The 25,989-nt window shown below is 73.3% G+C and carries 20 protein-coding genes; 9 read left to right on the top strand and 11 right to left on the bottom strand.

Annotation, left to right across the window (positions count from 1 at the left end; all coding sequences use genetic code 11):
• The first annotated feature begins 48 nt into the window (after positions 1–48).
• Complete coding sequence (locus tag ACZ6C6_RS06930; RefSeq protein WP_469199880.1) at positions 49–1,677, top strand: FAD-dependent oxidoreductase; 1,629 nt, start codon at positions 49–51, stop codon at positions 1,675–1,677.
• A gap of 19 nt (positions 1,678–1,696) precedes the next feature.
• On the opposite strand, the gene ACZ6C6_RS06925 is transcribed toward ACZ6C6_RS06930, so the two are convergent.
• The gene (locus tag ACZ6C6_RS06925) at positions 1,697–3,217 is read right to left on the bottom strand and encodes an alpha/beta fold hydrolase (RefSeq protein ID WP_469199878.1); all 1,521 of its coding nucleotides are present in this window, start codon (positions 3,215–3,217) and stop codon (positions 1,697–1,699) included.
• Positions 3,218–3,399: 182 nt separating this feature from the next.
• Here ACZ6C6_RS06925 and paaK point away from each other — a divergent pair, with 182 nt between their 5' ends.
• Positions 3,400–4,683, top strand: a complete 1,284-nt coding sequence (gene paaK, locus ACZ6C6_RS06920; protein ID WP_469199876.1) for a phenylacetate--CoA ligase PaaK — start codon at positions 3,400–3,402, stop codon at positions 4,681–4,683.
• 110 nt (positions 4,684–4,793) lie between these two features.
• Complete coding sequence (locus tag ACZ6C6_RS06915; protein WP_469199874.1) at positions 4,794–5,570, top strand: SAM-dependent methyltransferase; 777 nt, start codon at positions 4,794–4,796, stop codon at positions 5,568–5,570.
• A gap of 17 nt (positions 5,571–5,587) precedes the next feature.
• On the opposite strand, the gene ACZ6C6_RS06910 is transcribed toward ACZ6C6_RS06915, so the two are convergent.
• Positions 5,588–7,087: an acyl-CoA synthetase gene (locus ACZ6C6_RS06910; protein ID WP_469199872.1), complete on the bottom strand. Its 1,500-nt coding sequence runs from the start codon at positions 7,085–7,087 to the stop codon at positions 5,588–5,590.
• A 176-nt stretch (positions 7,088–7,263) separates the two neighbouring features.
• On the opposite strand from ACZ6C6_RS06910, the gene ACZ6C6_RS06905 reads away from it, so the two are divergent.
• A complete protein-coding gene (locus tag ACZ6C6_RS06905) occupies positions 7,264–9,093 on the top strand; it encodes a serine hydrolase domain-containing protein (RefSeq protein ID WP_469199870.1) in 1,830 nt (609 codons plus the stop codon).
• A gap of 64 nt (positions 9,094–9,157) precedes the next feature.
• Here ACZ6C6_RS06905 and ACZ6C6_RS06900 read toward each other — a convergent pair whose 3' ends face one another.
• The 3 genes from ACZ6C6_RS06900 to ACZ6C6_RS06890 form a co-directional block, all read right to left on the bottom strand.
• Entirely contained in the window at positions 9,158–11,221 is a 2,064-nt protein-coding gene (locus ACZ6C6_RS06900) for a serine/threonine-protein kinase (RefSeq protein WP_469199868.1), read from the bottom strand.
• The gene (locus tag ACZ6C6_RS06895) at positions 11,203–12,138 is read right to left on the bottom strand and encodes an oxygenase MpaB family protein (protein ID WP_469199866.1); all 936 of its coding nucleotides are present in this window, start codon (positions 12,136–12,138) and stop codon (positions 11,203–11,205) included. The genes ACZ6C6_RS06900 and ACZ6C6_RS06895 overlap by 19 nt, the downstream gene beginning before the upstream one ends.
• A 96-nt stretch (positions 12,139–12,234) precedes the next feature.
• A complete protein-coding gene (locus ACZ6C6_RS06890) occupies positions 12,235–13,299 on the bottom strand; it encodes an Lrp/AsnC family transcriptional regulator (protein ID WP_469199864.1) in 1,065 nt (354 codons plus the stop codon).
• A 103-nt stretch (positions 13,300–13,402) separates the two neighbouring features.
• Here ACZ6C6_RS06890 and ACZ6C6_RS06885 point away from each other — a divergent pair, with 103 nt between their 5' ends.
• The 3 genes from ACZ6C6_RS06885 to ACZ6C6_RS06875 are packed head-to-tail and all read left to right on the top strand — an operon-like array spanning position 13,403 to position 17,014.
• Positions 13,403–14,608 (top strand): M20 metallopeptidase family protein, encoded by a 1,206-nt coding sequence (locus tag ACZ6C6_RS06885; protein WP_469199862.1) that lies wholly within the window; start codon positions 13,403–13,405, stop codon positions 14,606–14,608.
• Entirely contained in the window at positions 14,605–16,152 is a 1,548-nt protein-coding gene (locus ACZ6C6_RS06880) for an MFS transporter (RefSeq protein ID WP_469199860.1), read from the top strand. The genes ACZ6C6_RS06885 and ACZ6C6_RS06880 overlap by 4 nt, the downstream gene beginning before the upstream one ends.
• Positions 16,097–17,014, top strand: coding sequence for an ADP-ribosylglycohydrolase family protein (locus ACZ6C6_RS06875; RefSeq protein ID WP_469199858.1), 918 nt, complete (start codon positions 16,097–16,099; stop codon positions 17,012–17,014). Before ACZ6C6_RS06880 ends, ACZ6C6_RS06875 begins: the two co-directional genes overlap by 56 nt.
• Here ACZ6C6_RS06875 and ACZ6C6_RS06870 read toward each other — a convergent pair.
• On the bottom strand, positions 17,004–18,146 hold the full coding sequence (locus ACZ6C6_RS06870) for a methyltransferase (protein WP_469199856.1): 1,143 nt from the start codon (positions 18,144–18,146) through the stop codon (positions 17,004–17,006). The two genes, ACZ6C6_RS06875 and ACZ6C6_RS06870, sit on opposite strands and share 11 nt — an antisense overlap.
• Before the next feature lie 84 nt (positions 18,147–18,230).
• Positions 18,231–18,431, bottom strand: coding sequence for a hypothetical protein (locus tag ACZ6C6_RS06865; protein ID WP_365677412.1), 201 nt, complete (start codon positions 18,429–18,431; stop codon positions 18,231–18,233).
• A gap of 248 nt (positions 18,432–18,679) precedes the next feature.
• Here ACZ6C6_RS06865 and ACZ6C6_RS06860 point away from each other — a divergent pair, with 248 nt between their 5' ends.
• Positions 18,680–19,498, top strand: coding sequence for an endonuclease I family protein (locus ACZ6C6_RS06860; RefSeq protein WP_469199854.1), 819 nt, complete (start codon positions 18,680–18,682; stop codon positions 19,496–19,498).
• Between the two features lie 33 nt (positions 19,499–19,531).
• Here ACZ6C6_RS06860 and ACZ6C6_RS06855 read toward each other — a convergent pair whose 3' ends face one another.
• Positions 19,532–20,098 (bottom strand): hypothetical protein, encoded by a 567-nt coding sequence (locus ACZ6C6_RS06855; RefSeq protein WP_469199852.1) that lies wholly within the window; start codon positions 20,096–20,098, stop codon positions 19,532–19,534.
• Positions 20,099–20,250: 152 nt separating this feature from the next.
• On the opposite strand from ACZ6C6_RS06855, the gene ACZ6C6_RS06850 reads away from it, so the two are divergent.
• Complete coding sequence (locus tag ACZ6C6_RS06850; RefSeq protein WP_469199850.1) at positions 20,251–21,366, top strand: baeRF3 domain-containing protein; 1,116 nt, start codon at positions 20,251–20,253, stop codon at positions 21,364–21,366.
• A gap of 70 nt (positions 21,367–21,436) precedes the next feature.
• On the opposite strand, the gene ACZ6C6_RS06845 is transcribed toward ACZ6C6_RS06850, so the two are convergent.
• The 3 genes from ACZ6C6_RS06845 to ACZ6C6_RS06835 form a co-directional block, all read right to left on the bottom strand.
• Entirely contained in the window at positions 21,437–23,815 is a 2,379-nt protein-coding gene (locus ACZ6C6_RS06845; protein ID WP_469199848.1) for a phosphoketolase family protein, read from the bottom strand.
• A 43-nt stretch (positions 23,816–23,858) separates the two neighbouring features.
• Complete coding sequence (locus ACZ6C6_RS06840; protein WP_469199846.1) at positions 23,859–25,271, bottom strand: NADP-dependent succinic semialdehyde dehydrogenase; 1,413 nt, start codon at positions 25,269–25,271, stop codon at positions 23,859–23,861.
• Positions 25,272–25,445: 174 nt separating this feature from the next.
• Positions 25,446–25,973 (bottom strand): ATP-binding protein, encoded by a 528-nt coding sequence (locus tag ACZ6C6_RS06835; protein WP_469199844.1) that lies wholly within the window; start codon positions 25,971–25,973, stop codon positions 25,446–25,448.
• Between the last annotated feature and the right edge of the window lie 16 nt (positions 25,974–25,989).

Here is a 25,989-nt window from a genome sequence, read left to right as displayed (position 1 = left end):
CCCGGGCATGGACAGAGCATCTGTACGGCGTCGGAGCTGGAGCAACTGATGAACGAGAACGTCGACCTCCATGTACCGGTCCTCATCGTGGGCGGTTCGCTGGTGGGTCTGTCCGCGTCCCTTTTTCTCGGCCGGCTCGGCGTCGAGCACCTGCTGGTCGAGAAGCACGCCGCCACGTCGACCCATCCGCGTGGTCGCGGCAACAACGTCCGCACGATGGAGGTGTTCCGCCGTGCGGGTGTCGAGCAGGAGATCCGGGCGGCCGCTTCGGTGCTGGCGGACAACCACGGCATCCTCCAGGCGGGCTCGCTGACCGGCGAGGACCAGGAGTGGCTGTTCAAGGAGATCGACCCGGGCGGGGCGCTGGCCCGGTTCAGCCCGACGGGCTGGTGCCTGTGCAGCCAGAACGACCTGGAGCCGGTCCTGCTGGAGCGGGCCCGGGAGCAGGGCGGTGACCTGCGCTTCGCCACGGAGCTGATGTCGTTCGACCCTGACGCCTCGGGGGTCACGGCGACCCTGAAGAACCGGGAGACCGGTGAGCACACGACAGTGCGGGCGGACTACCTGATCGCCGCGGACGGGCCGCGCAGCCCGGTCCGCGAGCAGCTGCGCATCGGCCAGTCGGGGACCGGCGACCTGTTCCACAACGTGAGCATCACCTTCCGGTCGCGCGGACTGGCGGAGGTGCTGGGCGAGCGGCGCTTCATCGTGTGCTACCTGACGAACCCGCAGGCGGAGGGCGCGCTGCTGCCGGTGGACAACGAGCGCGAGTGGGTGTTCCACGCCCCGTGGCAGCCGGAGCGGGGCGAGACGCTGGAGGACTTCACGGACGAGCGGTGCGCCCGACACATCCGTACCGCCGTGGGCGCGCCGGACATCGACGTGGAGATCACCGGCAAGGCGCCGTGGCACGCGGCGGAGCGGGTGGCCGAGCGGTACGCGCGAGGGCGGGTGTTCCTGGCCGGTGACTCGGCGCACGAGATGTCTCCGACCGGGGCTTTCGGCTCGAACACCGGTATCCAGGACGCGCACAACCTGGCGTGGAAGCTGGCCGCGGTGCTGCGGGGCGAGGCGGGCCGGGGGCTGCTGGAGACGTACGGGCGGGAGCGGCTGCCGGTGGCCCGGGCGACGAGTGAGCGGGCGTCGGCACGGTCCGAGGAGCACAGCCACCCCGGCTACGCTCCCCCGCCCTCGGTGGGCGGCGGGAAGCGGGGCGGGATGCTGAACGTGGCGCTGGGCTACCGCTACACGGCGGGCGCGGTGCTGGGGGTGGCGCCGGACGCGCCGGTGGTCCCGGAGGGGATGCGGCTGACGGGCGAGCCGGGCAGCAGGGCGCCCCATCTCTGGGTGCGCCGGGCCGGGGACCGGATCTCGACCCTGGATCTGTACGAGCGCTCGTTCGTGCTGCTGACGGACGGCGCGGACACGGTGTGGCGGCGGGCCGCGGCCCGGGTGGCCGGCCGGCTCGGGGTCCGGCTCGACGCGTTCGGCATCGGTGCGGGCGCCGAGCTGGAGCCGGAGGACGGGGCGGACTGGGCCGAGGCGCACGGGACGGGCCGGGACGGCGCGGTCCTGGTGCGCCCCGACGGCTTCGTCGCCTGGCGCACGGAGTCGGGCTCCGAGGACGCCGAGGCGACGCTGCACGACGTCCTGGTGACGCTGCTGCACCGTGACTGACGCGGTGCCGGTTCCGTGATCAGATGCCGAACGACCGGAGGGCGGCGACGAATTCCTCCGGCCGTTCGGCGTGTACGAGGTGGCCCGCGTCGATGGTGACGAACTGCGCTCCGGGGATGGCGTGGGCCGTCCGGGCCAGGTCCTCCTGGGCGATCCGGCTGCTGGGGCCGCCGCCGATGACGAGGGTGGGGGCGGTGATGTCGCCGAGGAGTTCGCGCCCGGCCGGGTCCGGGTCGTTGAGCTGGGCGTCGATGGCGGGGACGAGCGGCCAGTCGAAGTCCAGCTCCTCGTCCGGGCGTTGGGGAACGGGACGGGGCGGGTCGAGCGGGATGAGCGGGGGCGCCTCCTCAAGGACCAGGCGGCCGATGAGTCCGGGGTGCCGTTCGGCGAGCAGGCAGGCGGCGGCCCCGCCCATGGAATGCCCGACCACGGTGGCGCCGGCGAGGTTGCGGGCCTCCAGGAAGCCGTGCAGGTCGTCGCGGAACAGCTCGAAGCTGTAGCGGCCGGGCCAGTCGCTGAGCCCGTGGCCCCGGAAGTCGAAGGCGTACACCCGGTGCGTGGTGGCCAGTCGGGCGGCGATGTCCGCCCAGTCGCCGCTGTTGCCGCACCGGCCGTGGGCCAGGACGACCGGTGGGGCGGCCGGGTCGCCCCACACCCGGTACGCGAGCCGCGTGCCGCCGGCCCGGACGCTGTGCACCGCCGGATCGAGGAACGCCTCGACGCTCCGGGCGAACGCCCCCGCGTCGTCGATCCACGGGAAGTGCGCGGCGCCGCGCTGCACGGCGAACTCCGCGTGCGGGAAGAGCGCGGCCAGTCCGGCGGCCCGGTCGGGCGTGGTGATGGTGTCGTACTCCCCCGCCAGGACGAGGACCGGTGCCGCCAGGGTACGCAGGGCGGGAACCGTCGCGGCCGGGTCGAAGGCGCCCTCCCCGGCGTACCGCGCGGCGGCCTCGGCGTTGATCTGCGCGGGCGAGGCCGCGCCGTGCTCCTGGGCGGCGGCGTCCCACCGGGCGTACGAGAACGGCCTCGTCCTGGCCCGCAGTTCGTCGGTCATGCGGCCCGCCCAGACCTCTTCCAGGGCGGCGAGCGCGTCCTCGTACCACGGTTCCGAGGCGCGCAGGGCTGCCGTCTCGCGGGACTCGCGCACCGAGGCGGGGAGGCCGAGGGCCCGGGTGGTGGGCGTGACGAGGACCAGGTTGCGCAGCCGGTCCGGATGGCGGGCGGCGTAGAGCGCGGCGAGTTCGCCGGCCGCCGAGTGGGCGAGGAGGTCGAAGCGTTCGAGGCCGAGGTGGGCGCGCAGGGCCTCGACGTCCTCGGTCTGCCGGTCGCAGCGGTAGGTGGAGGGGTCCTCGGGGGCGGCCGATTCACCGGTGCCCCGGAGGTCGAGGAGGACCAGCTGCCGTCGGTCCGCGAGGCCGCCGAGGGTGCCGAGGTAGGCGCTCGCCCGCATGGCACCGCCGGGCAGGCAGACCAGCGGTGTCCCCTCCCCCACGAGGCGATAGGCGAGCTCGGTTCCGTCGTACGTGTGGAAGGTCGGCATGCCTCCATCCAAACAGGGCCGTCCGGGTGACGCAGCCGTGTTCGGTACGGGCGTACTCGCAGTCCGGGCCGGATGCGTCCCCCCTCTTGCCAGGGGGTGCAAGATCCTGAATTACTGCTCCCGGAGAAAGCGACCGAACGACCGGTCGCCCGCTCGGCGCGCACGGACGAGGGAGGCCCGACATGACGGCTCTGCTGGACACGGCGGAACGGATGAGCCGCACCGAGCTGGCGGCGCTTCAGCTCGAACGGCTGCGGGCCACCCTGCGCCACGCCTATGAGAACGTGGCGCACTACCGGGACGCGTTCGACCGGGCGGGTCTGAAGCCGGAGGACTGCCGCTCGCTCGCCGACCTGGCCCGCTTCCCCTTCACCACCAAGGCGGATCTGCGGGACAACTACCCGTTCGGGATGTTCGCGGTCCCCGAGGACCAGGTGCGCCGGGTCCACGCCTCCAGCGGAACGACCGGTCGCCCGACCGTCGTCGGCTACACCGGGAAGGACCTGGAGACCTGGGCCGACGTGGTCGCCCGTTCCATCAGGGCGGCGGGCGGGCGGCCGGGGCACAAGATCCATGTGGCGTACGGCTACGGGCTGTTCACCGGTGGTCTCGGGGCGCACTACGGGGCGGAGCGGCTGGGCTGCACGGTGATTCCGGCGTCCGGCGGCATGACGGCTCGCCAGGTCCAGCTGATCCAGGACTTCAGGCCGGACATCATCATGGTGACGCCCTCGTACATGCTGACCATCCTGGACGAGTTCGAGCGGCAGGGCATCGATCCGCGTACGACCTCGCTGAAGGCGGGGATCTTCGGGGCCGAGCCGTGGACGGAGGAGATGCGGCGGGAGATCGAGGAGCGGTTCGCGATCGACGCGGTCGACATCTACGGCCTGTCCGAGGTGATGGGCCCGGGAGTGGCCCAGGAGTGCGTGGAGACGAAGGACGGGCTGCACATCTGGGAGGACCACTTCTATCCGGAGGTGGTCGACCCGGTCTCCGGCGAGGTGCTGCCCGACGGGGAGCGGGGCGAGCTGGTGTTCACCTCGCTGACCAAGGAGGCGATGCCGGTCATCCGGTACCGGACGCGGGACCTGACCCGGCTGCTGCCCGGCACGGCCCGGGTGTTCCGGCGGATGGAGAAGGTCACCGGGCGCAGCGACGACCTGGTGATCCTGCGCGGGGTGAACCTCTTCCCGACGCAGATCGAGGAGATCGTGCTCCGCACCGCCGGGGTGTCGCCGCACTTCCAGCTGCGGCTGACCCGGGAGGGCCGGCTCGATGTGCTGACGGTGCGTGCCGAGGCCAGGGCCGGTGCGACGCCGGAGCAGCGGGCGGCGGCCGCCGCGTCGGTCGCGGCGGCGGTCAAGGACGGGATCGGGGTCTCGGTGGGCGTCGAGATCCTGGATCCGGAGACGCTGGAGCGCTCGGTGGGCAAGTTCCGGCGGATCGTGGACGAGCGCGGCTGAGCGCCCAACCGCCCTGCTGCCTCTTGGGGTTGCTGTGGCAGGATGAGCCCGCTTGAGCGATTGTCCGCCGGGGGACTCGTGTTCTCCGGCCGAGGGGTGGGGAGCACATCATGACGGCAGGCCCGGTCGACACCAGCAGGCCGCATCCGGCCCGTGTCTACGACTACCTCCTGGGCGGCAAGGACCACTACCCCGTCGACCAGGAGCTCGGCGAGCAGATGCCGGAGCCGGCGAAGGTGGGGGTCGCGCAGAACCGGGCCTTCATGCACCGGGCGGCAGACTGGGCGGCGCGGGAGGGCATCGACCAGTTCCTCGACATCGGGACCGGCATCCCGACCCAGCCGAATCTCCATCAGATCGTCCAGGAGATCAACCCGGCGGCCCGGATCGTCTACACGGACAACGATCCGATCGTCCTGCGGCACGCGGAGGCGCTGCTCGTCAGCACGCCGGAGGGCGTCACCGACTATCTGGAAGCCGATGTGCGGTCGCCGGAGAAGATCCTCGACCACGCCCGGACGGTGCTGGACTTCGAGCGGCCGGTGGCGCTCTCGCTGATCGCTCTGATGCACTTCCTGTCGGGCGAGGACGATCCGTACGGCATCACCCGCACGCTGGTCGACGCGTTGCCCGCCGGAAGCTGCCTGGTGCTCTCCCACTTCACGGTGGACTTCCTCGCCGGGCACGAGGAGGCCCTGGCTCGCTACCGGTCGAGCGGCATCACGCTGCAGCCCCGCAGCGGCGCGGAGGTGGCCCGCTTCTTCGACGGGCTCGACCTGGTCGCACCCGGTCTGGTGGCCGCTCCGCGCTGGCACGGGGTGCCCGCGCCGGAGCACGGGCAGATCCCCGACACCATCTACGCGGCGGTCGGCCGCGTCCGCGGGTAGGGCCAGGCGGGGCGCCGTCAGGCGAGGCGGTCGCGCAGTTCCCGTTTGAGGATCTTGCCGCTGGCGTTGCGCGGGAGGGCGTCCGTGAAGACGACCCGCTTCGGAGCCTTGAAGTGGGCGAGCCGTTCGCGGGTGTGGGCGATCAGCTCGTCCTCGGTGGCCTCGCCCTTCAGGACGACGACGGCGGTGACGGCCTCGATCCAGCGCTCGTCGGGCAGCCCGACGACGGCGGTCTCGGCGACGGCGGGGTGGGTGTAGAGGGCGTCCTCGACCTGCCGGGAGGCGACGAGGACCCCGCCGGAGTTGATGACGTCCTTCACCCGGTCGACCACCGTGAAGTAGCCGTCCGCGTCCCGGACGGCGAGGTCGCCGGAGTGGAACCAGCCGTCGCGGAACGCCTCCGCGCTCTCCTCCGGCTTGTCCCAGTAGCCGGTGCACAGCTGGGGCGAGCGGTAGACCACCTCGCCCGCGGTGCCGTCGGGGACTTCCTTGCCGTGCTCGTCCACGACCCGGGCCTCGACGAAGAGGACGGGCCTGCCGCAGGAGTCCATCCGGCCCTCGTGCTCGTCCGGTCCGAGCACGGTGGCCAGCGGGCCGATCTCGCTCTGCCCGAAGCAGTTGTAGAAGGCCAGCCCGGGCAGCCGGTCGCGGAGGCGTTCCAGCACAGGGACGGGCATGATCGACGCCCCGTAGTACGCCTTGCGCAGGCCGCCGAGGTCGCGGGCGGCGAAGTCGGGGTGGTTGGCGAGGCCGATCCAGACGGTGGGCGGGGCGAAGAGGCTGTCGGCCCGTCCCGACTCGACCAGGTCGAAGATCCGGTCCGCGTCCGGTGCGTCCAGGACCGTGTTCTCGGCGCCCACCGCGAGATAGGGAAGCAGGAACACGTGCATCTGTGCGGAGTGGTAGAGCGGCAGCGCGTGGACCGGGCGGTCCCCGGCGCGCAGGCCGAGCGCGGTGATCGCGCTGACGTACTCGTGGACGAGGGCGCCGTGCGTCATCATCGCGCCCTTGGGGAGCGCGGTGGTCCCGGAGGTGTAGAGCAGCTGCACGAGGTCGTCGGCGGCCGGTTCGCGTACGGGGGTGAACGGGCGCGGGGTGCCCAGTTCGGCCAGCAACGACCCCTCGTCGTCGCGCAGCGCCCGTGCGGGGAAGCCCTCGGGGACGCGGTCCGCGAGGGCCGGGTCGGTGAGAACCAGGGAGCTGGCGGACTGGCGCAGGAGGTACGCCAGGTCGTCGCCCGTGAGGTTCTGGTTGACGGGCACGTGGACGAGCCCGGCCCGGGCGCAGGCGAGGAAGGCGATCAGATAGGCGTCCGAGTTGTGGGCGTAGGCGGCGACCCGGTCGCCCGGGCGCAGGGCGTGGCCCTCGGTGAGGGCGGCGGCCGCGGTGGTGACGGCCTCGTCCAGCTCGCGGTAGGTCCAGGCCCGGTCGGCGTAGCGCAGGGCGGTCCGTGCGGGGGTGCGCCGTGCGCTGCGGGTCAGGACGCCGTCGACTGTGCTGCTGCGTACACCGTTCATGGCGTGATCCTGGGTGGCCGGGACGCCGCGGTCAAGGGCCTGACGCGACATCAGATTCTTTCCGGCTCCCACCCCTACGGCGTGGCGGAGCCTGACAGTACTCTCTGCTCGGCAGGAAGTTTCACGCTCGGAAGAGATTTCGAAAGTTACTTTCAGGCAGCGAGAAGGGGTTGTGCATGACGGAGGACACGGCGGCCGGGGAGATCAGCCGGCGGAGGCTCGGTGGTGGGATGCTGGCCCTGGGCGGGGCACTCGCCCTGGCGCCGATCCCGTTCGCGGGCACGGCGTCTGCCACGGAGCCGGGGGCGGGGTCGTCACAGATGCACGCGGGCAGGGGCGCGAAGCCGACGCTGCGGCGCGGACCGGCCGCCCGTGCCGGGCTGTTGCAGGAACCGCTCGACAGGCTGGTCACCGAGGCGGAGCGCTACCTGGCCGCCTCGCCGAAGCACCCGTGGTACGCGGGCGCGGTGCTGCTCGCGGGCCGGGGCGGGACGGTGGCGCTGCACCACCCGATCGGCAAGGCGGTGCGCTACTCGGCGTACGACGAGAAGACCGACACCGGGGTGGAGTTCCCCGACGACCAGCAGATCCCCATGGCCGAGGACACGGTCTTCGATCTGGCGTCGGTCTCGAAGCTGTTCACCTCGATCCTGGCCGTGCAGCAGATCGAGCGCGGCACGCTGGAGCTGGAGGCGACGGTCGCCTCCTATCTCCCGGAGTTCGCGGGCGGTGGCAAGCAGGACATCACGATCCGTCAGCTGCTCACCCACACCTCGGGGTTCACCGCCTGGATCCCGCTCTACAGCGCGCCGACCCGGGAGGGGAAGCTGGAGCTGCTGTGGAAGGAGGTCCCGGCCAACCCGCCCGGCACGGTCTACCTCTACTCCGACCTGAACCTGATCTCGCTCCAGCTCGTCCTGGAGAAGCTGACCGGGCGGACCCTGGACGTCCTGCTGCGCGAGCGGATCACCGGTCCGCTCGGGATGCGGCGCACCCGGTACAACCCGCCCGCCTCCTGGAAGCCGAAGATCGCCGCGACCGAGGACGCCCGGCTCCCCTGGTCCGGGCTCGACCGCGGTCTGGTCTGGGGCGAGGTGCACGACGAGAACGCGTTCAGCCTGGACGGGGTCGCCGGGCACGCCGGGGTGTTCTCCTGCGCCTGGGACCTCGCGGTCCTGGCCCGCACCCTGCTCAACGGCGGGGTCTACGGGCGGGCCCGCGTCCTCTCGGAGGAGTCGGTCGACCTGCTGTTCACCGACTTCAACACGGCGTTCCCCGGGGACGCGCACGGTCTGGGCTTCGAGCTCTACCAGCACTGGTACATGGGCGCCATGGCCACGCCCCGGACCGCCGGGCACACCGGCTTCACCGGGACCAGCCTGGTGCTGGACCCGACCACGGACTCCTTCCTGATCGTGCTGGGCAACTCGGTCCACCCGGTGCGCAACTGGCGGTCCGGCAGCGCCCCGCGGGTGGCCACCGCCAACCAGATGGCCAGGGCCGTCGCGGTCCGCCCGGCCCGGGGCCGTACCGCCTGGTTCTCCGGGATGGCGAGCGCGTCCACGGCCACCCTGGCGCTCCCCGCCCTGCCGCTCGACTCCTCGCGGGCCCGGCTGAGCTGCGCGCTGTGGTGGGACACCGAGCCGGCGTCGGACTTCCTCCACCTGGAGGCCTCGGCGGACTCCGGTGCCACCTGGCAGCCCGTCCCGTTCACGACGACGCCGACCGGGCAGGGCGGGCGCGCCCGGCCCGAGGACCATCCGGACGGCTCGCTGTCCGGCTGGTCGGGCCGGGTCTGGCACCGGCTGGACGCCGGTCTCGCCGGAGTGCGCGGCGCCGGGGTCCTGCTCAGGTGGCGCTACACCACGGATCAGCTGTACGTGGGCCGGGGCGTGTACGTGGACGCCATCAAGGTCGAGGACGGCGGACGTACGGTCTTCGACGAGGGGCGGCCGTCGGACGCCCGGCGGATCGAGGCGACGGGCTGGACCGCGTCCGCCGACTGACCGGCCCCCGGGACGCGGAAGCGGGGCGGGCCCGGCCGCCCCGTTCCCGCGCTCGCGGCCCGCGTCAGGGCGCCGCGTGGCCGTGCTGCCGGAGCGCCGCCACCTCGCGGTAGAGGTCGGCGGCCTCCCGGGCGCGGCCCAGCTGTTCGAGGCAGTGGGCCTCGTCGTCGCGGCCGGCGAGCGTGTCCGGGTGGGCGGGGCCGAGCAGCCGGGTCCGGGCGTCGGCGACCTGCCGGTACAGCGCGAGCGCGTCCGTCCAGCGTCCCAGCCAGCCGAGGGCGACGGCGACCTCGCGGCGGCTGACGAGGGTGTCGGGGTGATCGGGGCCCAGGACGTGTTCCCGGGCCCCGCACACCGTCCGCGCCTCGGCCAGGGCCTCGTCCCAGCGGGCCAGCCGCCCGAGGTTGACGCCCAGTCCGTGGCGGGCGCGCAGGGTCTCCGGGTCGGTGGGGCCGTTGACCCGGGTGCGGTCGGCGACGAGCGCGCGGTACAGCTCCAGCGCGTCCGCGCTGCGGCCGAGGCGGCCCAGGCTGATGCCGACCTCGTAGCGGGTGGCGAGAGTGTCCGGATGGTCGGAGCCGAGCAGCCGGGTCCGTGCCTCGGCGACCTGGCGGTACGTGTGCAGGGCCTCCGTCCACCGGCCGATCCGGCCCAGCGTGTAGCCGACCTCGTAGAGCGTGACCAGGGTGTCCGGGTGGTCGGGGCCCAGCACCCGGGCGCGGGCGGCGGCCACGTCGCGGGCCATGCGGTACGCGTCCTCCAGGCGCCCCAGTCTGCTCAGGCTGAAGGCCAGGTTGTGGCGGCAGCGCAGGGTGTCGGGATGGTCGGGCCCCAGCGCGCGCTCCCGCGACCCGAGCACGGCGCTGTGCAGTTCGTGGGCCTCGGTGTGCCGGCCGAGGCGGCCGAGCGCGTACGCCATCTGCTGCCGGGCGGCGAGCGTTTCGCTGTGCTCGGGGCCGAGGGCGCGGGCCCGGTCCTCGGCGATGCGGCCGAACTCGCGCAGCGCGTTCTCGGCGCGGTCCTTGCGGGTGGGGCCGGGGCTCAGGACCTGGCGGTCGGCCCGGTTGCCGGACGTGGTGGTCCCGGTGGTCCAGGCGAGGGTGAGGCCCTCCGCGTGGTCGGGCGGGGCCGTGGGGTGCGCGCTGCCCGTCGCCTTGTGGCCGCCGGTCATCGTGCGGGCCCAGGCGGGCAGCGGCGCGGTGGGGGCGGGCATGCGGCCGGAGAGGGTGACGGGGGCGGGCGGCGCTTCGCCGACCGGGCCGAGGGAGGGCTGCTCGCCGGTGCGGCCGACGGCGATGCGGCGGCGCAGGTCGTGGGCGTCGGCCGGGCGCTCCTCGGGGGTCTTGGCGAGCAGGTCGAGGACGACCCGGTCGAAGAACCCGGGGAGTTCGGCGCGGTGGGAGCGCAGCGGCTCGGGCGGGGTGTCGCGGTGGCCGACGAGGATGCCCCAGGAGTCCTCCAGGTCGAAGGGCGGGGCGCCGGTGGCGATCTCGTACAGCACACAGCCCAGTGAGTAGAGGTCGCTGCGGTGGTCGACCTGGCCGCCGCTGATCTGCTCCGGGGACATGTAGTGCGGCGTGCCCATGGCGATGCCCACGCCGGTGAGCCGGGAGGTGACCGGGATGCCGTGGCCCGGCCGGGCGATCCCGAAGTCGCAGATCTTCACCGTGCCGTCGGACAGCCGCATGATGTTGGCGGGCTTGAGATCGCGGTGGACGATGCCCTGCTGGTGGGTGTAGCCGAGGGCGTCGGCGACCTGTTCGGCGATGTCCACGATGTCGTCCACGGGCAGCGGATGCTGCTCGTTGTCCTCCAGGAGCTGGCTGAGGTTGCGGCCGTCCAGCAGCTCCATCACGAGGTAGAGCACGCCCTCGTACTCGCCGAAGTCGTGCACGACGGTGACGCCCCGGTGCTGGAGGGCGGCGGCGACCCGGGCCTCCCGGCGGAAGCGTTCACGGACGATGCGGGTGTGGTCCTCGTCGTGCTGGGCGCTCATGGGCTTGAGGCATTTGACGGCGACCTGACGGCCCAGCGCTTCGTCGCGGGCGCGCCACACCTCGCCCATGCCGCCGCGACCGATCAGGTCGAGCAGCCGGTACCGGCTCTGGATCAGCCTGGTTTCCGCCATCCCTGTTGCCGCCCCCGTCGTTCAGCCCGCTGTCGCCGCACCCTCCCAGGTCCGTCCAGTATGGCTGCCTGCCTCTTCAGTGTGTACGGGGTGGGGCGGCTGCCGGGTCCGAGCCGCGCCATCGCGTTCATGATGTGACCGGGCGGAAGCCGCCAGCGCAGCCGCGCGGGAACGGCGCGCAGGAGCACCCCTGCGGCGCGCAGCCGTCGGTCCACGGCCGCGGGCGGCGGCGCCGTCCTCCCGTACAGCTCGTGGGCGAACGGCGGCAGCGACTGGTAGGCGAGGGTCGCGACGCGCCGCCACAGCAGGGCGCGTGCGGGGACCAGGAGCGGCGGCACGGGCGGGCGGCGCAGGAAGCTGTCGACGTCCAGCGCCTCCGGGGTCCGGGCGAGCCGGGGCCGGGTGCGGGCGAAGTAGCCGGCCAGTTCGGCGGTCGTCGCGGGCACGTCCTCGGGGTCCAGGCCGACGAGCCGGGCGCTGTGCCGGTGCTCGGCGATGTACTGGTCGGCCTGCCGGGCGGTGAGCGGGTAGCCGGAGCGGCGCAGGACCTGGAGGTAGGAGTCGGCTTCGGCGCAGTGCACCCACAGCAGCAGCTCGGGCTCGTCCACCCCGTGGATGCGTCCGGTCGCCGGGTCGGTGACCTTCAGACGGGCGTGGATCTTCCGGACCCGGGCGCCGGCCTTCTCGGCGGCCTCGGTGGTGCCGTAGGTGATCGTGCCGACGAAGCCCGCCGTGCGCATGAGCCGGCCCCAGGCGTCCTCGCGGAAGTCGGAGTTCTGCGTCACGCCGCGCACGGCGAGGGGGTGGAGCGCCTGGAGGTAGAGGGCCCGCACCCCGGCGATCCACATCATCGGGTCGCCGTGCAGCTGCCAGGTGACCGATGCGGGCCCGAAGAGCCCTGGGTCGGCTTCCGTCATGTGCGTGTCCCTCCCGCTCGGGGCGCTCCGGCGCGGAGTGGCCGGACCCCCAGTGTGGCCGGGGACGCGTTCGGAGGGCACCCCGCGGCGGGGTCGTCAGACCGGCGGTGTCCGGAGGCGGTCCAGAAGCTCCGCCTCCGCGTCGTCGGAGTGCGTGCCCTCCCAGCTGGCCAGGGGGACGGCTCGCAGATGGCGGCCCTGCGGGTCGAGGAGGTGACCGGCGAGCTTCATCGGCCAGAGGGTGAGCGCCCGGTCGGCCACCGTCAGTTCGGGGTGGCGGGCGGTCAGCCGGGACTCGAAGGCGCCGATGTCGTCCACCGAGCGCAGCCACGCGGCCAGGAGCAGGTTGTGCGGGCCGGTCAGCGAGGCGCAGAGCCGGATCTCGCGGATCTGGCTGATGCTCTTCGCGAGCTGGGGCGCCCGGCTCTGCGGCACCGCCGCCCAGTACGAGACCGAGACCGGCCAGCCGGAGAGCGACCGCGCCACCTCGCACCGGTAGGAGAGGGCCCGGTCGGCGTCCAGGCGGTCGAGGCGGCGGCGGACGGTCGTGGGGCTGAGCCCGGTGCGTTCGGCGATGTGGGCGACGGGCCTGCGCGGGTCCTCGCCGAGGACGCGGACGAGTTCGAGGTCGCGCTCGGGAACGGTGTGGGCGGGCTGCCGGTTCGCGGCGGGCGGGGCGAGCCTGCGGCGCTGCTCCTCGGTGAGGCGGTCGAGCCGCCAGCGACTGCCCTCGGTGTGCAGGGTGGTGGCGACCTGGGTGCGGGAGGCGGCGACGCCGTCGAGGGCGCCGAGGCGGAAGCCGACGTACCGGGCGAGCTGGGCGTGGTCCGTGAAGACCGCGGTGACCAGGAGGTCCCGGCTGCCGCTGACGTGCTCCAGGTTGAACACGTGCGGGTCGTCGGCGATGTGTCCGGCCACCTCGTGCAGCCGCCCGGAGACGCAGTCGACCTCGATGAAGGCGACCAGGGTCCAGGTGTGGGGGCCGCTCGCCGCGACCGAGGGGTGCACGCCGATCCAGGCGTGCCCGGCCCGGGTCAGCCGGGCCCAGCGCCGGGCGACCGTCGAGGCGTCGAGGTCGAGCACGTCCCCGATGGTCCGCCAGTCCGCGCGCGGCGCGATCTGGAGCGCGGTGACGAGGAGCAGATCGAGTTCGTCCAGCACGGGGCCTTCCTCCTGATGGCTGTTTCCGGCAAACGATCTGTGCGCATCGGAGGATCCTGGCGTTGGAGCCGCGCCGTACGACCGGATCGGCACCATACCAGGCATGTTCGCACGCACTGACGCCCTCGCCGTCGAAGACTCCCTGGTCCGGCTGCGCCACGCCCTGCACCGGCAGCCCGAGCTCGGCCTCGACCTCCCCCGCACCCAGCGGGCCGTCCTGGACGCCCTGTCCGGACTGCCCCTGGAGATCACGACCGGCCGACAGCTCACCTCGGTGACCGCCGTCCTGCGCGGTGGCCGGCCCGGCCCCGCCGTCCTGCTGCGCGGAGACATGGACGCGCTGCCCGTGCAGGAGGACAGCGGTGTGCCGTACGCCTCCGAGGTACCCGGGCGGATGCACGCCTGCGGCCACGACGTGCACACCGCGGGGCTGGTCGGGGCGGCGCGGCTGCTGGCCGCGCGGCGCGAGGAGCTTGCGGGGGACGTGGTGTTCATGTTCCAGCCGGGCGAGGAGGGCATGGGCGGCGCCCGGCTGATGATCGAGGAGGGCGTGCTCGACGCGGCCGGGACCCGGGTCGTCGCCGCGTACGCGCTCCACGTCATCTCCGCGGTACTGCCCGTCGGCACCGCCGCCGTACGGCCCGGCCCGATGCTCGCCGCTTTCGACGAGGCCACCGTGCGGGTCGTGGGCGCCGGGGGCCACGGATCGTCGCCTCACCTGGCGAAGGACCCGGTCCCGGCCGTCTGCGAGATGGTCACCGCGCTCCAGACCCTGGTCACGCGCACCGTCGACATCTTCGACCCGGCCGTGATCACCGTGGGCTCGCTGCACGCGGGTTCGGCCGGGAACGTCATCCCGGGGACCGCCGAGTTCACCGCCACCGTCAGGACGTTCTCGGAGGAGACCCGGGGCCGGGTCCGGTCGGCCCTGGAACGGACCGTGCGGGGGATCGCCGACGCGCACGGCCTGACCGCCGTGACCGACTACCACGAGGGTTACCCGGTCACCGTCAACGACGCCGCCGAGGCCGCGTTCGCGCTGCGCACGGCGCGCGAGGTGCTCGGCGCCGCGCAGGTCTTCGAGGCACCGCGCCCGATGGCCGGCTCGGAGGACTTCTCGTACGTGCTGCGCGAGGTGCCTGGCGCCTACGTGGGCCTCGGCGCGTGCCCGGCCGGTCAGGACCCGTCGGCAGCCCCCATGAACCACTCCGCGCAGGCGGTCTACGACGACCGGGCGGTGGCGGACGCCGCCGCCCTGCTGGCCGGGCTCGCGGCGCGGCGCCTCCAGGACGCCGAGCAGCCGTCGTGAACACGACCGGGGCCGCCGGGTCCGCCCCCGCGGAGACGGCTTCCGTCGGCGCGGTGGTGGGCCTGCTCGTCCTCTTCGAGCTGACCAGCGGTTTCCTTCAGGGCGGGATCGCCCCGCTGCTGCCGGACATCGGCACGGAGCTGGGGATCGCGGACGCCGACCTCAACTGGGTGGTCGCCGCCCAGCTGCTCGCCGCCGCCGTGTCCGTGCCCGCCTTCGGCCGGCTCGGCGACGTGTACGGGCACCGCCGGATGCTGCGGGTCTCGCTGGTGTGCGTCGCCGTCGGCTCGCTGCTCGTGGCCTTCGCCCCCTCGCTGCCCGTGCTGCTGGCAGGCCGGGTGCTGCTGGGCCCGCTCGCCGCCCTGCTGCCGCTGGAGATCGCGCTCGTACGCGACCGGCTCTCCGTCGAACGCGCCCGCGGCGCCATCGCGCGCCTGGTCGGCGCGCTCACCCTCGGCACGCTGCTCGGCGGGGTGGTCATGGGCCTGGCCCACAAGGCGTCCGGCGATGTCCGGATCACCCTGCTCCTCCCGGCCGTGCTGGCCCTGCTCTGCGTGCCGGTCTCGTTCGTCGCGATCCCGGAGTCCACCAGGACGCCGGACGCACGGCTCGACTGGCCGGGCGTGGGCCTGCTGAGCCTGGCGGTGCTCCTGCTGCTGGCGGGGATCTCCGCGGCGAAGACCGGCCCCCTGCTCTCCGGCGCGGTGCTGGTCCCGGTGCCGCTCGCCCTGCTGACGGGCGCGGTGTGGGTGGTGCGCGAACTGCGGGTGCCCGATCCGTTGGTGGACCTGCGGGCGCTGGCCGACCGCAGTGTCGCCCCGTACTTCCTCTGCGCGGCGGCGTTCGGCGTCGTCTATTTCGGCAGCCTGGCTCCGGACTCGACGTTCCTCGCGGCGGACCCGGAGCGGACCGGCTACGGCTTCGGGCTCTCCGCCCTCGCCATCTCGCTGACCGCCCTGCCCGCCGGGGTCGCCGCCGTCGTGGGCTCCTCGCTGACCGCCCATGTCGCGGGGCGCGTCGGCTACCGGCCCGCCCTGATCGCCTCGTTCGCCCTGATCGGCGTGAGCTTCCTGTCCACCGCCGCGTTCCACACGGCGATCTGGCAGCTGGTGGCGGCCAAGGTGCTCGCCGGGGCCGGGATCGGCGTGGCGCTCGGTGCGCTGCCCACGGTGATCGCGGAGGCCGGCGCCCCCTCCCGTACGGGGATCACCACCGCGCTGTACAACAACGTGAAGACCCTGGGCGGGGCGGTCTCCGGAGCGGTCATCGCCGTCATCCTGGCAACCCCGGCGTCCGAGACCGGGAGCACCGTCTCCGATACCCAGGAGGCGGCGAGCGAGTCCGGGTACGTCGCGGTCTGGCTGCTGTGCGCGCTGCTCTCCGCGGGCGCGGCCGTGGCGGCGGCCGCCGCGCGGCGCGGAGCGGCGGAACAGCCCGGCGAGCGGAATGGCCGGGCGGACGGAGCACCCGGCTTGTCATACTGCTCCGATGATCGACGCACCCGCCCCCGCCCTCGACTCCCTGGCCGGGCTCGCCTTCGGTGACGCCTTCGGCGACCGCTGGTTCGGCATCCTGCGTCGCGAGGGCACCGGGCCCTTGGAGGCGCGGGCGCTGCCCGACGAATCCGTGTGGCAATGGAGCGACGACACCGCGCAGGCACTGGTCCTGGTCCGCGAACTCGCCGAGGGCGACGGCACCGTGGACCAGGACCGGTTCGCCCGGCGCCTGGCCGAGGAGTACGCCGCCGACACGCACCGCGGCTACGGTGCCTCGATGCACGACGTGCTGCGCCGGATCGGCGCGGGCGAGCCCTGGCAGAAGCTGGTGACCGAGCAGTTCGAGGGGATGGGCTCCTGGGGCAACGGGGCGGCGATGCGCGTCGCCCCGCTCGGTGCCTGGCACGCCGCCGACCTGGACACCGCCGTCGAGCAGGCCGCCCGCCAGAGCGCGGTCTCGCACCACCACCCGGAGGCGGCCGCCGGGGCAGTGGCGGTCGCCGTCGCCGCGGCGCTGGCCGTGCGCGGCCGGGGCGGCCCGGCCCCCGAGCGCGCCGCGTTCCTCCAGGAGGTGGCCGCGCACCTGCCCGACAGCGAGGTGCGCTCGGGCGTCCGCATCGCGTCCCGGATGCCCGCCCATACCTCGGTCCGGCACGCGGCGGAGGTGCTGGGCTCCGGCTACCGGATGGCCGGGCCGGACACCGTCCCCTTCGCGCTGTGGTCCGCGGCGGGGCACCTGGACGATCTGGAGGAGGGGCTGTGGTGCACGGTCGCGGGGCGCGGTGACATCGACACCACCTGCGCCATCGCGGGAGGCGTGATCGCCGCCCGTACCGGCGTCGCCGCTCTGCCCCCGGCCTGGCACACGGCCCGCGAGCCGCTGCCGCGGTGGGCGGCGCTCAGCGCCTGACCGCGCGCAGCACGACGAACTTCGGGTCGCCCGCCACCGTCTCGCAGTTACCGAAGACGCGCCGCAGGGTGGTGTGGTGGCCCAGGTGGCGGTTGGCGACCACCCAGAGCTCGCCGCCCGGGCGCAGCGCGCGCCGCGCCCCGTGGAACATGGTCCGGGCGGTCGCGTCGGTGGTGGCCTGGTGGGAGTGGAACGGCGGGTTGTTGAGGACCAGGTCCGCGCTGCCGGGTTCGGCTCCGGCCAGGCCGTCCCCGACGACGAAGCACGCCTTGGCGTCCGGCCCGGTGTTGTCGCGGAAGGTGGCCTCGGCGGAGGCGACGGCCTGGTACGACTCGTCGATGAAGGTGAGGGTCGCGTCGGGGTTGGCGAGGGCGGCGGCGAGGCCGAGGACGCCGTTGCCGCAGCCGAGGTCCACGACGCGGTCGGGCCCGCTGCGGTCCGGCAGGTGCTTGAGGAAGAAGCGGGTGCCGATGTCGAGCCGGTCGGCGCAGAAGATCCCGGCGTGGTTGGTCACGGTGCGCCCGGCGGCCGCCCCGGCGTCCGACGGCAGCTCGTAGCGCAGCGGCCAGGGGCTGGGGGTGCGGGGCAGGGCGGGGTCCGGGGTGCAGTGGATGAGCCGCGCCTTGCGGACGGCGAGGGAGGTCCGGGTCGGGCCGATGAGGCGCTCGAACAGACTGAGCGTGGAGGTGTGGATCTCCTTGACCATCCCGGTGCCGACGACGACCGTCCCGGCGTGCACGGCGGGCGCGATGCGGTGGAGCTGGTCCTCCAGGAGCGCGAGGCTCTTCGGGACGCGTACGAGAAGCACGTCGACGCGGTCCGGCGGGGTGTCGCGCGGGGACAGCAGGCGCACCGCGTCGGCGGGCAGCCCGTTCCGCTCCAGGTTCGCCGCGGTGGCGCGCTGCCCGAGGTAGGAGTCGCTGATCTGGACGGGGCGGTGTGCGGCGAGGACGGTGCTCAGGGCCCCCCAGCGGTCGCCGGTCACGACGACGTTCCCCGAGACGTCGACCGCCTCCTCCAGGTGCTGGAGCAGATAGGCGTCGGCCGCGTCCCAGGCACGGAACGGGTCGCGGGGGTCCTCGGGGAAGCGGGCGAGGTCGTAACCGGCCTCTGACGTCGTCAAACGGTTCATTGTGCGTTCAGGCTAGCCGAGCGGCGCCCGGCGCCCGAAACCGTGAGGGGCGCGACGGCCGGGGCCGCCGCGCCGTACCGCTGTCTACGGCAGCCGCTTGTCGATGGCCGCCCGGCCCTCCCTGGCCAGGGTGCGCTCCGCCCACTTGAGGTTCTCCGGGGTCAGGTCCCGGCCCGACGCGAGCACCAGATCCTCGGCGGACGGGTTGTCGGTGGCACCGGTGTGCAAGAGGTCGTCCGGAGTGAGGCCCCGGGTGCTGGATACGGAATCGGACTCGTCGCTCATGCCGCCTCCTTGTCCTTCCCGTCATTCTCGCCCGCCCCCGGCGCTCCCGCATCCGAGCCCGGGGCGGGGTCCCGGAACGGGTTCCGAGCCCTCACTTGACCTGCACATGATAGATACGCGGGGTTCACACATCGTGACGGTCCGCATGGAAAGCTCCCGCGTACACATAGCGGACACGACCACCGCGGAGCCGCCCCCCACCCCGTGACGGCGCCGCGGTGCGCGTATTCCCGGAGAGGACACCCCACATGTCCCGTCGTCACCTTCCCGCCCGCCACGCACTGCCCGCCGCGCTCGCCGCACTGGCGCTGTTCGGCGGTACGGCCGCCGCCGCGCCCGTCGCGACGCCACCGCCCACAGCCGCCTCCGCGCTCTCGGCCCTGGACGACACGTACTACCAGGACGCGACCGGAAAGACCGGCGCCGCTCTGAAGAGCGCCCTGCACACGATCATCAGCGACCAGAGCAAGCTGACCTACAGCCAGGTATGGGACGCCCTGAAGGACACCGACGAGGACCCGGCCAACTCCTCGAACATCATCGAGCTGTACACCGGGCGCTCCGAGCCGAAGAGCAACAACGGCGGCAGCACCGGCCAGTGGAACCGCGAGCACGTGTGGGCCAAGTCCCACGGCGACTTCGGCACGGCCACCGGCCCGGGCACCGACATCCACCACCTGCGTCCGTCCGACGTCCAGGTCAACTCCACCCGCGGCAACAAGGACTTCGACAACGGCGGCGCGGAGCTGAGCGACGCCCCGGGCAATTACACCGACTCCGACTCCTTCGAACCGCGCGACGCGGTCAAGGGCGACGTGGCGCGGATGATCCTCTACATGGCCGTGCGCTACGAGGGCGACGACGCGTTCCCCGACCTGGAACCCAACGACAGCGTGTCCAACGGTTCCTCACCGCACATCGGACGGCTCTCCGTACTCAAGGCCTGGAGCGAGCAGGACCCGCCGGACGCCTTCGAGAAGCGGCGCAACGACGTCATATACGAGGACTACCAGCACAACCGGAACCCGTTCGTGGACCACCCCGAGTGGGTGGAGGCCATCTGGTGACGACCGCGCGCCGCTGACTCCGGCCGCCGGCCGTCAGCCCCGCTCCGCCTGGGCGATCCGGGGGAACGACTTGACGCCGGCGGCCTTGCGGCTGTTGGCGTGCTGGCTGACGGTCTTGTCGGTCGGCGCGTCCGGGAAGCCCAGCACCACGGAGTCCAGCACCTTGCCCGACGCGTCCACGAACTCGACGCGCACGGCGAAGAACGCCGGCTTGTCGCTCCGGTTGGTCACGCGCACCAGCGCGCTGCGGAACCGCTCCCCGGGACGGACCGCGATGCCGTTGACGGAGACGTCGTCCATCGCGTTGCCCTTGCCGTCGACCCCCTTGAGGGTCGCCGCGGCCTTCTGCCGGTTGCGCTCGACGTCGGCGGAGACGGAGGAGGCGAACTCCTCCGGGGTGCGCTCGCTACGGGTCGGGCTCGGGCTCGCCGTCGGCTCGGCGGAGAGCGTGCGGGTGCTCCTGGCCGTACCCGGCGACGAGGTGTCGGAGTCGCCGCAGGCGGCCGCTCCGGCGGCGAGCACCGCGACGAGTGCGGCGGGAGTCAGGCTGCGGATGGCGCGGCCTCGGAAGGGGCTCCGCGCGGGGCCGGTCCGGTTCACAAACGCTCCGTCCACTGAAGCGGGCACGGGGAAGCAGCGCTTCCCGCACCCGGAATGACCAACTCGCCCATATTAGGATCAAAAGGTATGAATTGACTCGTTGAATCACCACCCGCTCCGCACGCAGTGCGCAATTCCCCGGGAGGGAACAGATGGACACGGACGCCCTGACCGCCGGCCTGCTGCAGGAGCTCCGCAGGACCAGGCCCTATCCGGCCCTGTCCCTGACCATGCCGACCCACCGGCGCGCCCCGGACAACGCGCAGGACGCCGTACGACTGCGCAACCTGCTGTCCGAGGCCCACAACCGGCTGGAAGCCGATCCGCAGGTCGGCCGGGAGGAGTGCGCCGCGATCAAGCAGCAGCTCGACCGCGCGGCCGGCGAGCTCGACCAGCGCCGCGCCCTGGACGCGCTCGTCCTCCTCGCCACCGCCGACGAGTACCAGATCTGGCGGCTGCCGCGCACCACACCCGAACGGGTGGTGCTGAGCGACAGTTACCTCACCCGCAACCTGGTCGCCGCGAAGGCGCAGGCCCGCCCCTTCTGGGCGCTGACCGTGGCCGCCGACCACGCCGCCCTCTTCAGCGGCACCACCGAGTCCGCGCAGGAGGCCCACGTCGGCGACTTCCCACTGGCCGCCCCGCGCGAGGAGTTCAACCCGCAGCGCATGGAGCGCATCGGGGACACGGCGAGCAACTTCGCCAGCGAGGACACCCGGAACTTCCTGCGCACGGTGGACGAGAAGCTGCGCGCCGTCCTGGCCACCGACCCCCGCCCGCTGTACCTGGTGGGCATCGCACCTGCGCTCGCCCTGTTCGACGAGGTCAGCCCGTGCGCCAAGGACGCGGTCGGCCGGGTCACCAAGGGCGCGCCGGCCGACAACGCGCCCCGCGACCTGCTCACCGAGCTGCGCCCGGCCCTGGACGCCCGGCGCGCGCACTTCGCCAAGGAGATCGACGGGCGGCTGGACGCGGCGCGCGGCCGCAAGGCGTTCGCCGGGGGCCTGGACGAGGTGTGGGCCGCGGTGCGAGAGGGCCGGGCCGGTCTGGTGGCCGTGGAGGAGCACTACCAGCAGACGGTACGGGTCGACCAGGAGCACCTGAAGCCGGTGAACGACGACGTGGTGGACCCGTCCGACGCGAGTGTCCGCGAGGACATCGTGGACGAGCTGGTCGAAGGGGCGCTGGACAGCGGCGCGGAGGTGTTCTTCGTCGCGGACGACTCGCTCAAGGGGCACGGCCGGATCGCGGCCGAGCTGCGCTTCTGAGCCCCGGGCGTACGGCGAGGGCCCGGACGGGAATTCCCGTCCGGGCCCTCGCCGTACGCGGGGTAGCGGGTCAGCCCTCCCAGGACCAGCCGGCCACCTCTGGCAGGTCGGTGCCGTGTTCGCGGATCCAGGCGTGGTGGCGGGTGCGGGTGTCCGCCATCTCCTGACGCACCGCCACGGCGCGCACGCCCAGGCCGGGGACCCGGTCGATGACGTCCATGACCAGCCGGTAGCGGTCGAGGTCGTTGCGGACGACCATGTCGAAGGGCGTGGTGGTCGTGCCCTCCTCCTTGTAGCCGCGCACATGCAGCTCGCTGTGGCCGGTGCGGCGGTAGGCCAGCCGGTGGATCAGCCACGGGTAGCCGTGGTAGGCGAAGATGACCGGTTTGCCCCGGGTGAACAGCGCGTCGTACTCGGAGTCCGTCATGCCGTGCGGGTGCTCGGAGTTCGGCATGAGCCGGGCCATGTCGACCACGTTGACCACCCGTACCGCCAGCTCCGGCAGATGTTGCCGCAGCAGCTGGGCGGCGGCCAGGGTCTCCAGCGTGGGTACATCACCCGCGCAGGCGAGGACCACGTCGGGCTCGCGGCTGCCGTCCTCCGTTCCCGCCCACTCCCAGAGCCCCGCGCCGCGCGCGCAGTGCGCCCGGGCCTGGTCGAGGGTGAGCCAGTCGAAGCCCGGCTGCTTGCCGGCCACGATGACGTTGACGTAGTCCCGGCTGCGCAGGGCGTGGTCGGCGACGGAGAGCAGGGTGTTGGCGTCGGGCGGCAGGTAGACGCGTACGACTTCGGGGCTCTTGTTGAGGATGTGGTCCACGAACCCCGGGTCCTGGTGCGAGAACCCGTTGTGGTCCTGGCGCCAGACGTGCGAGGTGAGCAGGTAGTTGAGCGAGGCGATGGGGCGGCGCCAGGCGAGGCGGCGCGAGGTGCGCAGCCACTTGATGTGCTGGTTGACCATCGAGTCCACGATGTGCGCGAACGCCTCGTAGCAGGAGAACAGCCCGTGCCGCCCGGTCAGCAGATAGCCCTCCAGCCAGCCCTGGCACAGGTGCTCGGACAGGACCTCCATGACCCGGCCGTCCCGCGACAGGTGCTCGTCGGTCGGAAGGGTGCGGGCCTGCCAGGCCTTGCCGCTGGCCCCGTAGACGGCGTCGAGCCGGTTGGACGCCGTCTCGTCGGGGCCGACGAGCCGGAAGTCCCTGCGGTCCGCCGTCGCCGCCATGATCGCTTCGAGGAGCCCGCCCAGTACGCGGGTGGGCTCGCGGAGCGTGGTGCCGGGCCGGTCCACGGGGACGGCGTATCCGTCGAGGTCCGGGACGGGCAGATCGCGCAGGAGCAGGCCGCCGTTGGCGTGCGGGGTGGCACCGAGGCGGGCGGCGCCCTCGGGGACGCAGGCCAGCACCTGTGCGGTCGGGCGGCCGTCGGCGTCGAAGAGCTCGTCCGGCCGGTAGGACCGCATCCACGCCTCCAGCCGGCGCAGGTGGTCCGGGTTCTCCCGGACGCCGGGCAGCGGGACCTGGTGGGCCCGCCAGGTGCCTTCGACGGGCAGCCCGTCCACATCGGCGGGCCCGGTCCAGCCCTTCGGGGTGCGCAGCACGATCATCGGCCAGCGCGGCCGGTCGGTCTCCCCGCCGGTACGGGCGGCGGCCTGGATCTCCGCGATGCGGTCGGCGGCGCGGTCCATGGCGAGGGCCATCGCCCGGTGCACGGCGCGCGGTTCGTCCCCCTCCACGTAGAGGGGATCGTGTCCGTAGCCGCGCAGCAGGGCGTCGAGCTCGGTGTGCGGGAGGCGGGCGAGGACCGTGGGGTTGGCGATCTTGTAGCCGTTGAGGTGGAGCACCGGCAGGACGGCCCCGTCGTGGACCGGGTCGAGGAACTTGTTGGCGTGCCAGGACCCGGCGAGCGGTCCGGTCTCCGCCTCGCCGTCGCCGATGACGCAGGTGACCAGCAGTTCGGGGTGGTCGAGGGCGGCGCCGTAGGCGTGGGCGAGGGAGTAGCCGAGCTCGCCGCCCTCGTGGATGGAACCGGGGGTCTCGGGGGCGACGTGGCTGGGGACGCCGCCGGGGAACGAGAACTGCTTGAACAGCCGGCCCATGCCCTCGGCGTCCCTGCTGACGTCCGGGTACGCCTCCGCGTAGCTGCCCTCCAGCCAGGAGCCGGCGAGGACGGCGGGACCGCCGTGGCCGGGGCCCCAGATGCACAGCGCCGGTGTTCCGCGCGCGCTGATGAGGCGGTTGAGGTGCGTGTACACGAGGTTGAGCCCGGGCGAGGTGCCCCAGTGGCCGAGCAGCCGGGGTTTGATGTGCTCGGGGGCGAGGGGCCGGGTCAGCAGGGGGTTGTCCATCAGGTAGATCTGCCCGACGGCCAGGTAGTTGGCAGCCCGCCAGTGCGCGTCCAGCGCGTCGAGCTCCTGGTCGGACGGGCCGGACGGTGGCGGGGCGTCGCTCATGGTCACCTCTCAGCGGGGCGGTTCGGGGGCGTCGCGCGGACGGTCACCGGGGCTCGGCGCCGTACCAGACGGTGGTGGCGTTGCAGAACTCGCGGATGCCGTGTCCGGCGAGCTCGCGCCCGTAGCCCGAGCGCTTCACCCCGCCGAAGGGCAGTGCGGGGTGCGAGGCGGTCATGCCGTTGAAGAAGACGCCGCCGGCCCGGAGGTCCCGGACGCAGCGTTCGGCCTCCTCGGCATCGCGGGTCCAGACGTTGGAACTGAGCCCGAAGGGCGTGTCGTTGGCGACCTCGACGGCCTGGTCCAGGCTGTCCACGCGGTAGAGCGTGGCGACCGGGCCGAAGGTCTCCTCGCGGTGGACGCGCATCTCGGGTGTGATGCCGGCGAGGACGGTGGGCGCGTAGAACCAGCCGTTCTCCAGGCCGCCGCCCAGACCCTCGGGGCGTCCGCCGCCGCACAGCGTCTCGGCGCCCCGGTTCACCGCGTCGTCCACCAGCGCCGCGAGGTCCGCGCGGCCCTGTTCCATGGCGATCGGCCCGACGTCGGTGGACTCCTCCAGCGGGTCGCCGACGGTCAGCTCGCGCATGCCGACGGTGAAGCGTTCGGCGAACTCCTCGTAGACCTCGGTGTGCACGATGAACCGCTTGGCGGCGATGCACGACTGGCCGTTGTTCTGGGCGCGGGCGGTGACGGCGGTGCGGGCGGCCTTGGCGACGTCCGCCGAGGGGAGGACCAGGTACGGGTCGCTGCCGCCGAGTTCGAGGACGGTGTGCTTGATCTCGTCACCGGCGATGGCCGCGACGGAGCGGCCGGCCGGTTCGCTGCCGGTGAGCGTCGCGGCGACCACCCGGCGGTCGCGCAGGATGCCCTCGACGGCCTTGGAGCCGACGAGCAGGGTCTGGAAGCAGCCGGCCGGGAAGCCGGCGCGGCGGAAGAGGTCGCCGAGGTACAGCGCGGTCTGCGGCACGTTCGACGCGTGCTTCAGCAGGCCCGTGTTGCCGGCCATCAGGGCGGGCGCGGCGAAGCGCACGACCTGCCACAGCGGGAAGTTCCACGGCATCACGGCGAGGACCGGGCCGAGCGGCCGGTAGCGGACGTACGCGCGCACCGCGCCGGAGTCCTCCACATCGGCGGCGGCGGGGTGCTCGTCGGCGAGCAGTTCCTCGGCGCGCGCGGCGTACCAGCGCATGGCTTTGGCGCACTTCGCGGCCTCGGCGCGGGCGGCCTTGACGGGCTTGCCCATCTCCAGGGTCATGGTGCGGGCGATGTCCTGCTGGTCCTCGTCCAGGAGGTCGGCGGCCCGGTCGAGCAGCCGGCCCCGTTCGGCGAACGTGGTGGTGCGGTAGTCACGGAAGGCGGCGTCGGCCGCGGCGATCCGCTTCTCGATCTCGTCGTCCTCCAGCGCGTCGAACGTCCTGAGCGTCTCGCCGTTCGCGGGATTGACCGTCGCGATGGGCATGACTGTGGCCTCCTTGCCTCGGTACTTCGACCGTGCCGCGCGGCGGGCCCACCCGCAACGCGGGCCGTGGCACGGCGCGCCCCCGCCACCGCATACCCGTCCGGCGCGGATCATGCATGCTCGGGACATGCGATCCGCGCCGGACGGGGGTTTCGGGGGGCGGGGCCGTACGTCTCAGACGAGCGCCGGGGCGGCGTCGCGGACGGGGGCGGTCTCGTCGGCTGCGGCCGGGACCGGCTCGGGGATCTCCGCGACCGCGGCCGGCGGGCGGCGGAACTCGCGGACGCCGGGCAGCGGCGGCAGCGGCACCAGCTCGATGTGCTGCGGCTCCTGGGCGTACCGGGTGAACCAGACGACCTTGCCGTCGGCGGTCCGGCAGGTGCCCCAGCTGTCGCTGAGGGCCATGACCCGGCTCAGGCCGCCGCCCTCGTGGAGCAGCCGCGGCATCTCGGAGCCGTTGTCGGCGACGGAGACCGTGAGGTGCCGTCCGGACCACCGGAGTTCGACGACGCAGCGGTTGTCGTCACCGACATGCCGGTGGACATTGGTCAGCAGCTCCTCCACGGCACGGCACACGGGCCGTACGTGGAGTTCGAGACTCCAGTGGCGCAGATGGGCCGCGACTATGCGTCGCAGCTGGTCCACACGGTCTGCGGAAACCTGGAGTTCGACCAGATAGTGCCGGTCGAGTGGAACGGTCATCGTCGAGGCTCCTCAC

Source organism: Streptomyces sp. NPDC041814, assembly GCF_055590565.1.
The sequence above is the reverse complement of the archived record's forward strand: the minus strand, read 5'-3'. Positions and strand labels throughout refer to the sequence as shown.

Bases quoted from the DNA above. Each gene is read 5' to 3' on its own strand.
- ACZ6C6_RS06850 (WP_469199850.1), top strand. From the start codon at position 20,251: ATGGACACGGACGCCCTGACCGCCGGCCTGCTGCAGGAGCTCCGCAGG.
- ACZ6C6_RS06910 (WP_469199872.1), bottom strand. From the start codon at position 7,087: ATGAACGGTGTACGCAGCAGCACAGTCGACGGCGTCCTGACCCGCAGC.
- ACZ6C6_RS06885 (WP_469199862.1), top strand. From the start codon at position 13,403: ATGTTCGCACGCACTGACGCCCTCGCCGTCGAAGACTCCCTGGTCCGG.
- ACZ6C6_RS06835 (WP_469199844.1), bottom strand. From the start codon at position 25,973: ATGACCGTTCCACTCGACCGGCACTATCTGGTCGAACTCCAGGTTTCC.
- ACZ6C6_RS06925 (WP_469199878.1), bottom strand. From the start codon at position 3,217: ATGCCGACCTTCCACACGTACGACGGAACCGAGCTCGCCTATCGCCTC.
- ACZ6C6_RS06930 (WP_469199880.1), top strand. From the start codon at position 49: ATGAACGAGAACGTCGACCTCCATGTACCGGTCCTCATCGTGGGCGGT.
- ACZ6C6_RS06875 (WP_469199858.1), top strand. From the start codon at position 16,097: ATGATCGACGCACCCGCCCCCGCCCTCGACTCCCTGGCCGGGCTCGCC.
- ACZ6C6_RS06895 (WP_469199866.1), bottom strand. From the start codon at position 12,138: ATGACGGAAGCCGACCCAGGGCTCTTCGGGCCCGCATCGGTCACCTGG.
- ACZ6C6_RS06865 (WP_365677412.1), bottom strand. From the start codon at position 18,431: ATGAGCGACGAGTCCGATTCCGTATCCAGCACCCGGGGCCTCACTCCG.
- ACZ6C6_RS06870 (WP_469199856.1), bottom strand. From the start codon at position 18,146: ATGAACCGTTTGACGACGTCAGAGGCCGGTTACGACCTCGCCCGCTTC.
- ACZ6C6_RS06860 (WP_469199854.1), top strand. From the start codon at position 18,680: ATGTCCCGTCGTCACCTTCCCGCCCGCCACGCACTGCCCGCCGCGCTC.
- ACZ6C6_RS06900 (WP_469199868.1), bottom strand. From the start codon at position 11,221: ATGGCGGAAACCAGGCTGATCCAGAGCCGGTACCGGCTGCTCGACCTG.
- ACZ6C6_RS06840 (WP_469199846.1), bottom strand. From the start codon at position 25,271: ATGCCCATCGCGACGGTCAATCCCGCGAACGGCGAGACGCTCAGGACG.
- ACZ6C6_RS06845 (WP_469199848.1), bottom strand. From the start codon at position 23,815: ATGAGCGACGCCCCGCCACCGTCCGGCCCGTCCGACCAGGAGCTCGAC.
- paaK (WP_469199876.1), top strand. From the start codon at position 3,400: ATGACGGCTCTGCTGGACACGGCGGAACGGATGAGCCGCACCGAGCTG.
- ACZ6C6_RS06915 (WP_469199874.1), top strand. From the start codon at position 4,794: ATGACGGCAGGCCCGGTCGACACCAGCAGGCCGCATCCGGCCCGTGTC.
- ACZ6C6_RS06905 (WP_469199870.1), top strand. From the start codon at position 7,264: ATGACGGAGGACACGGCGGCCGGGGAGATCAGCCGGCGGAGGCTCGGT.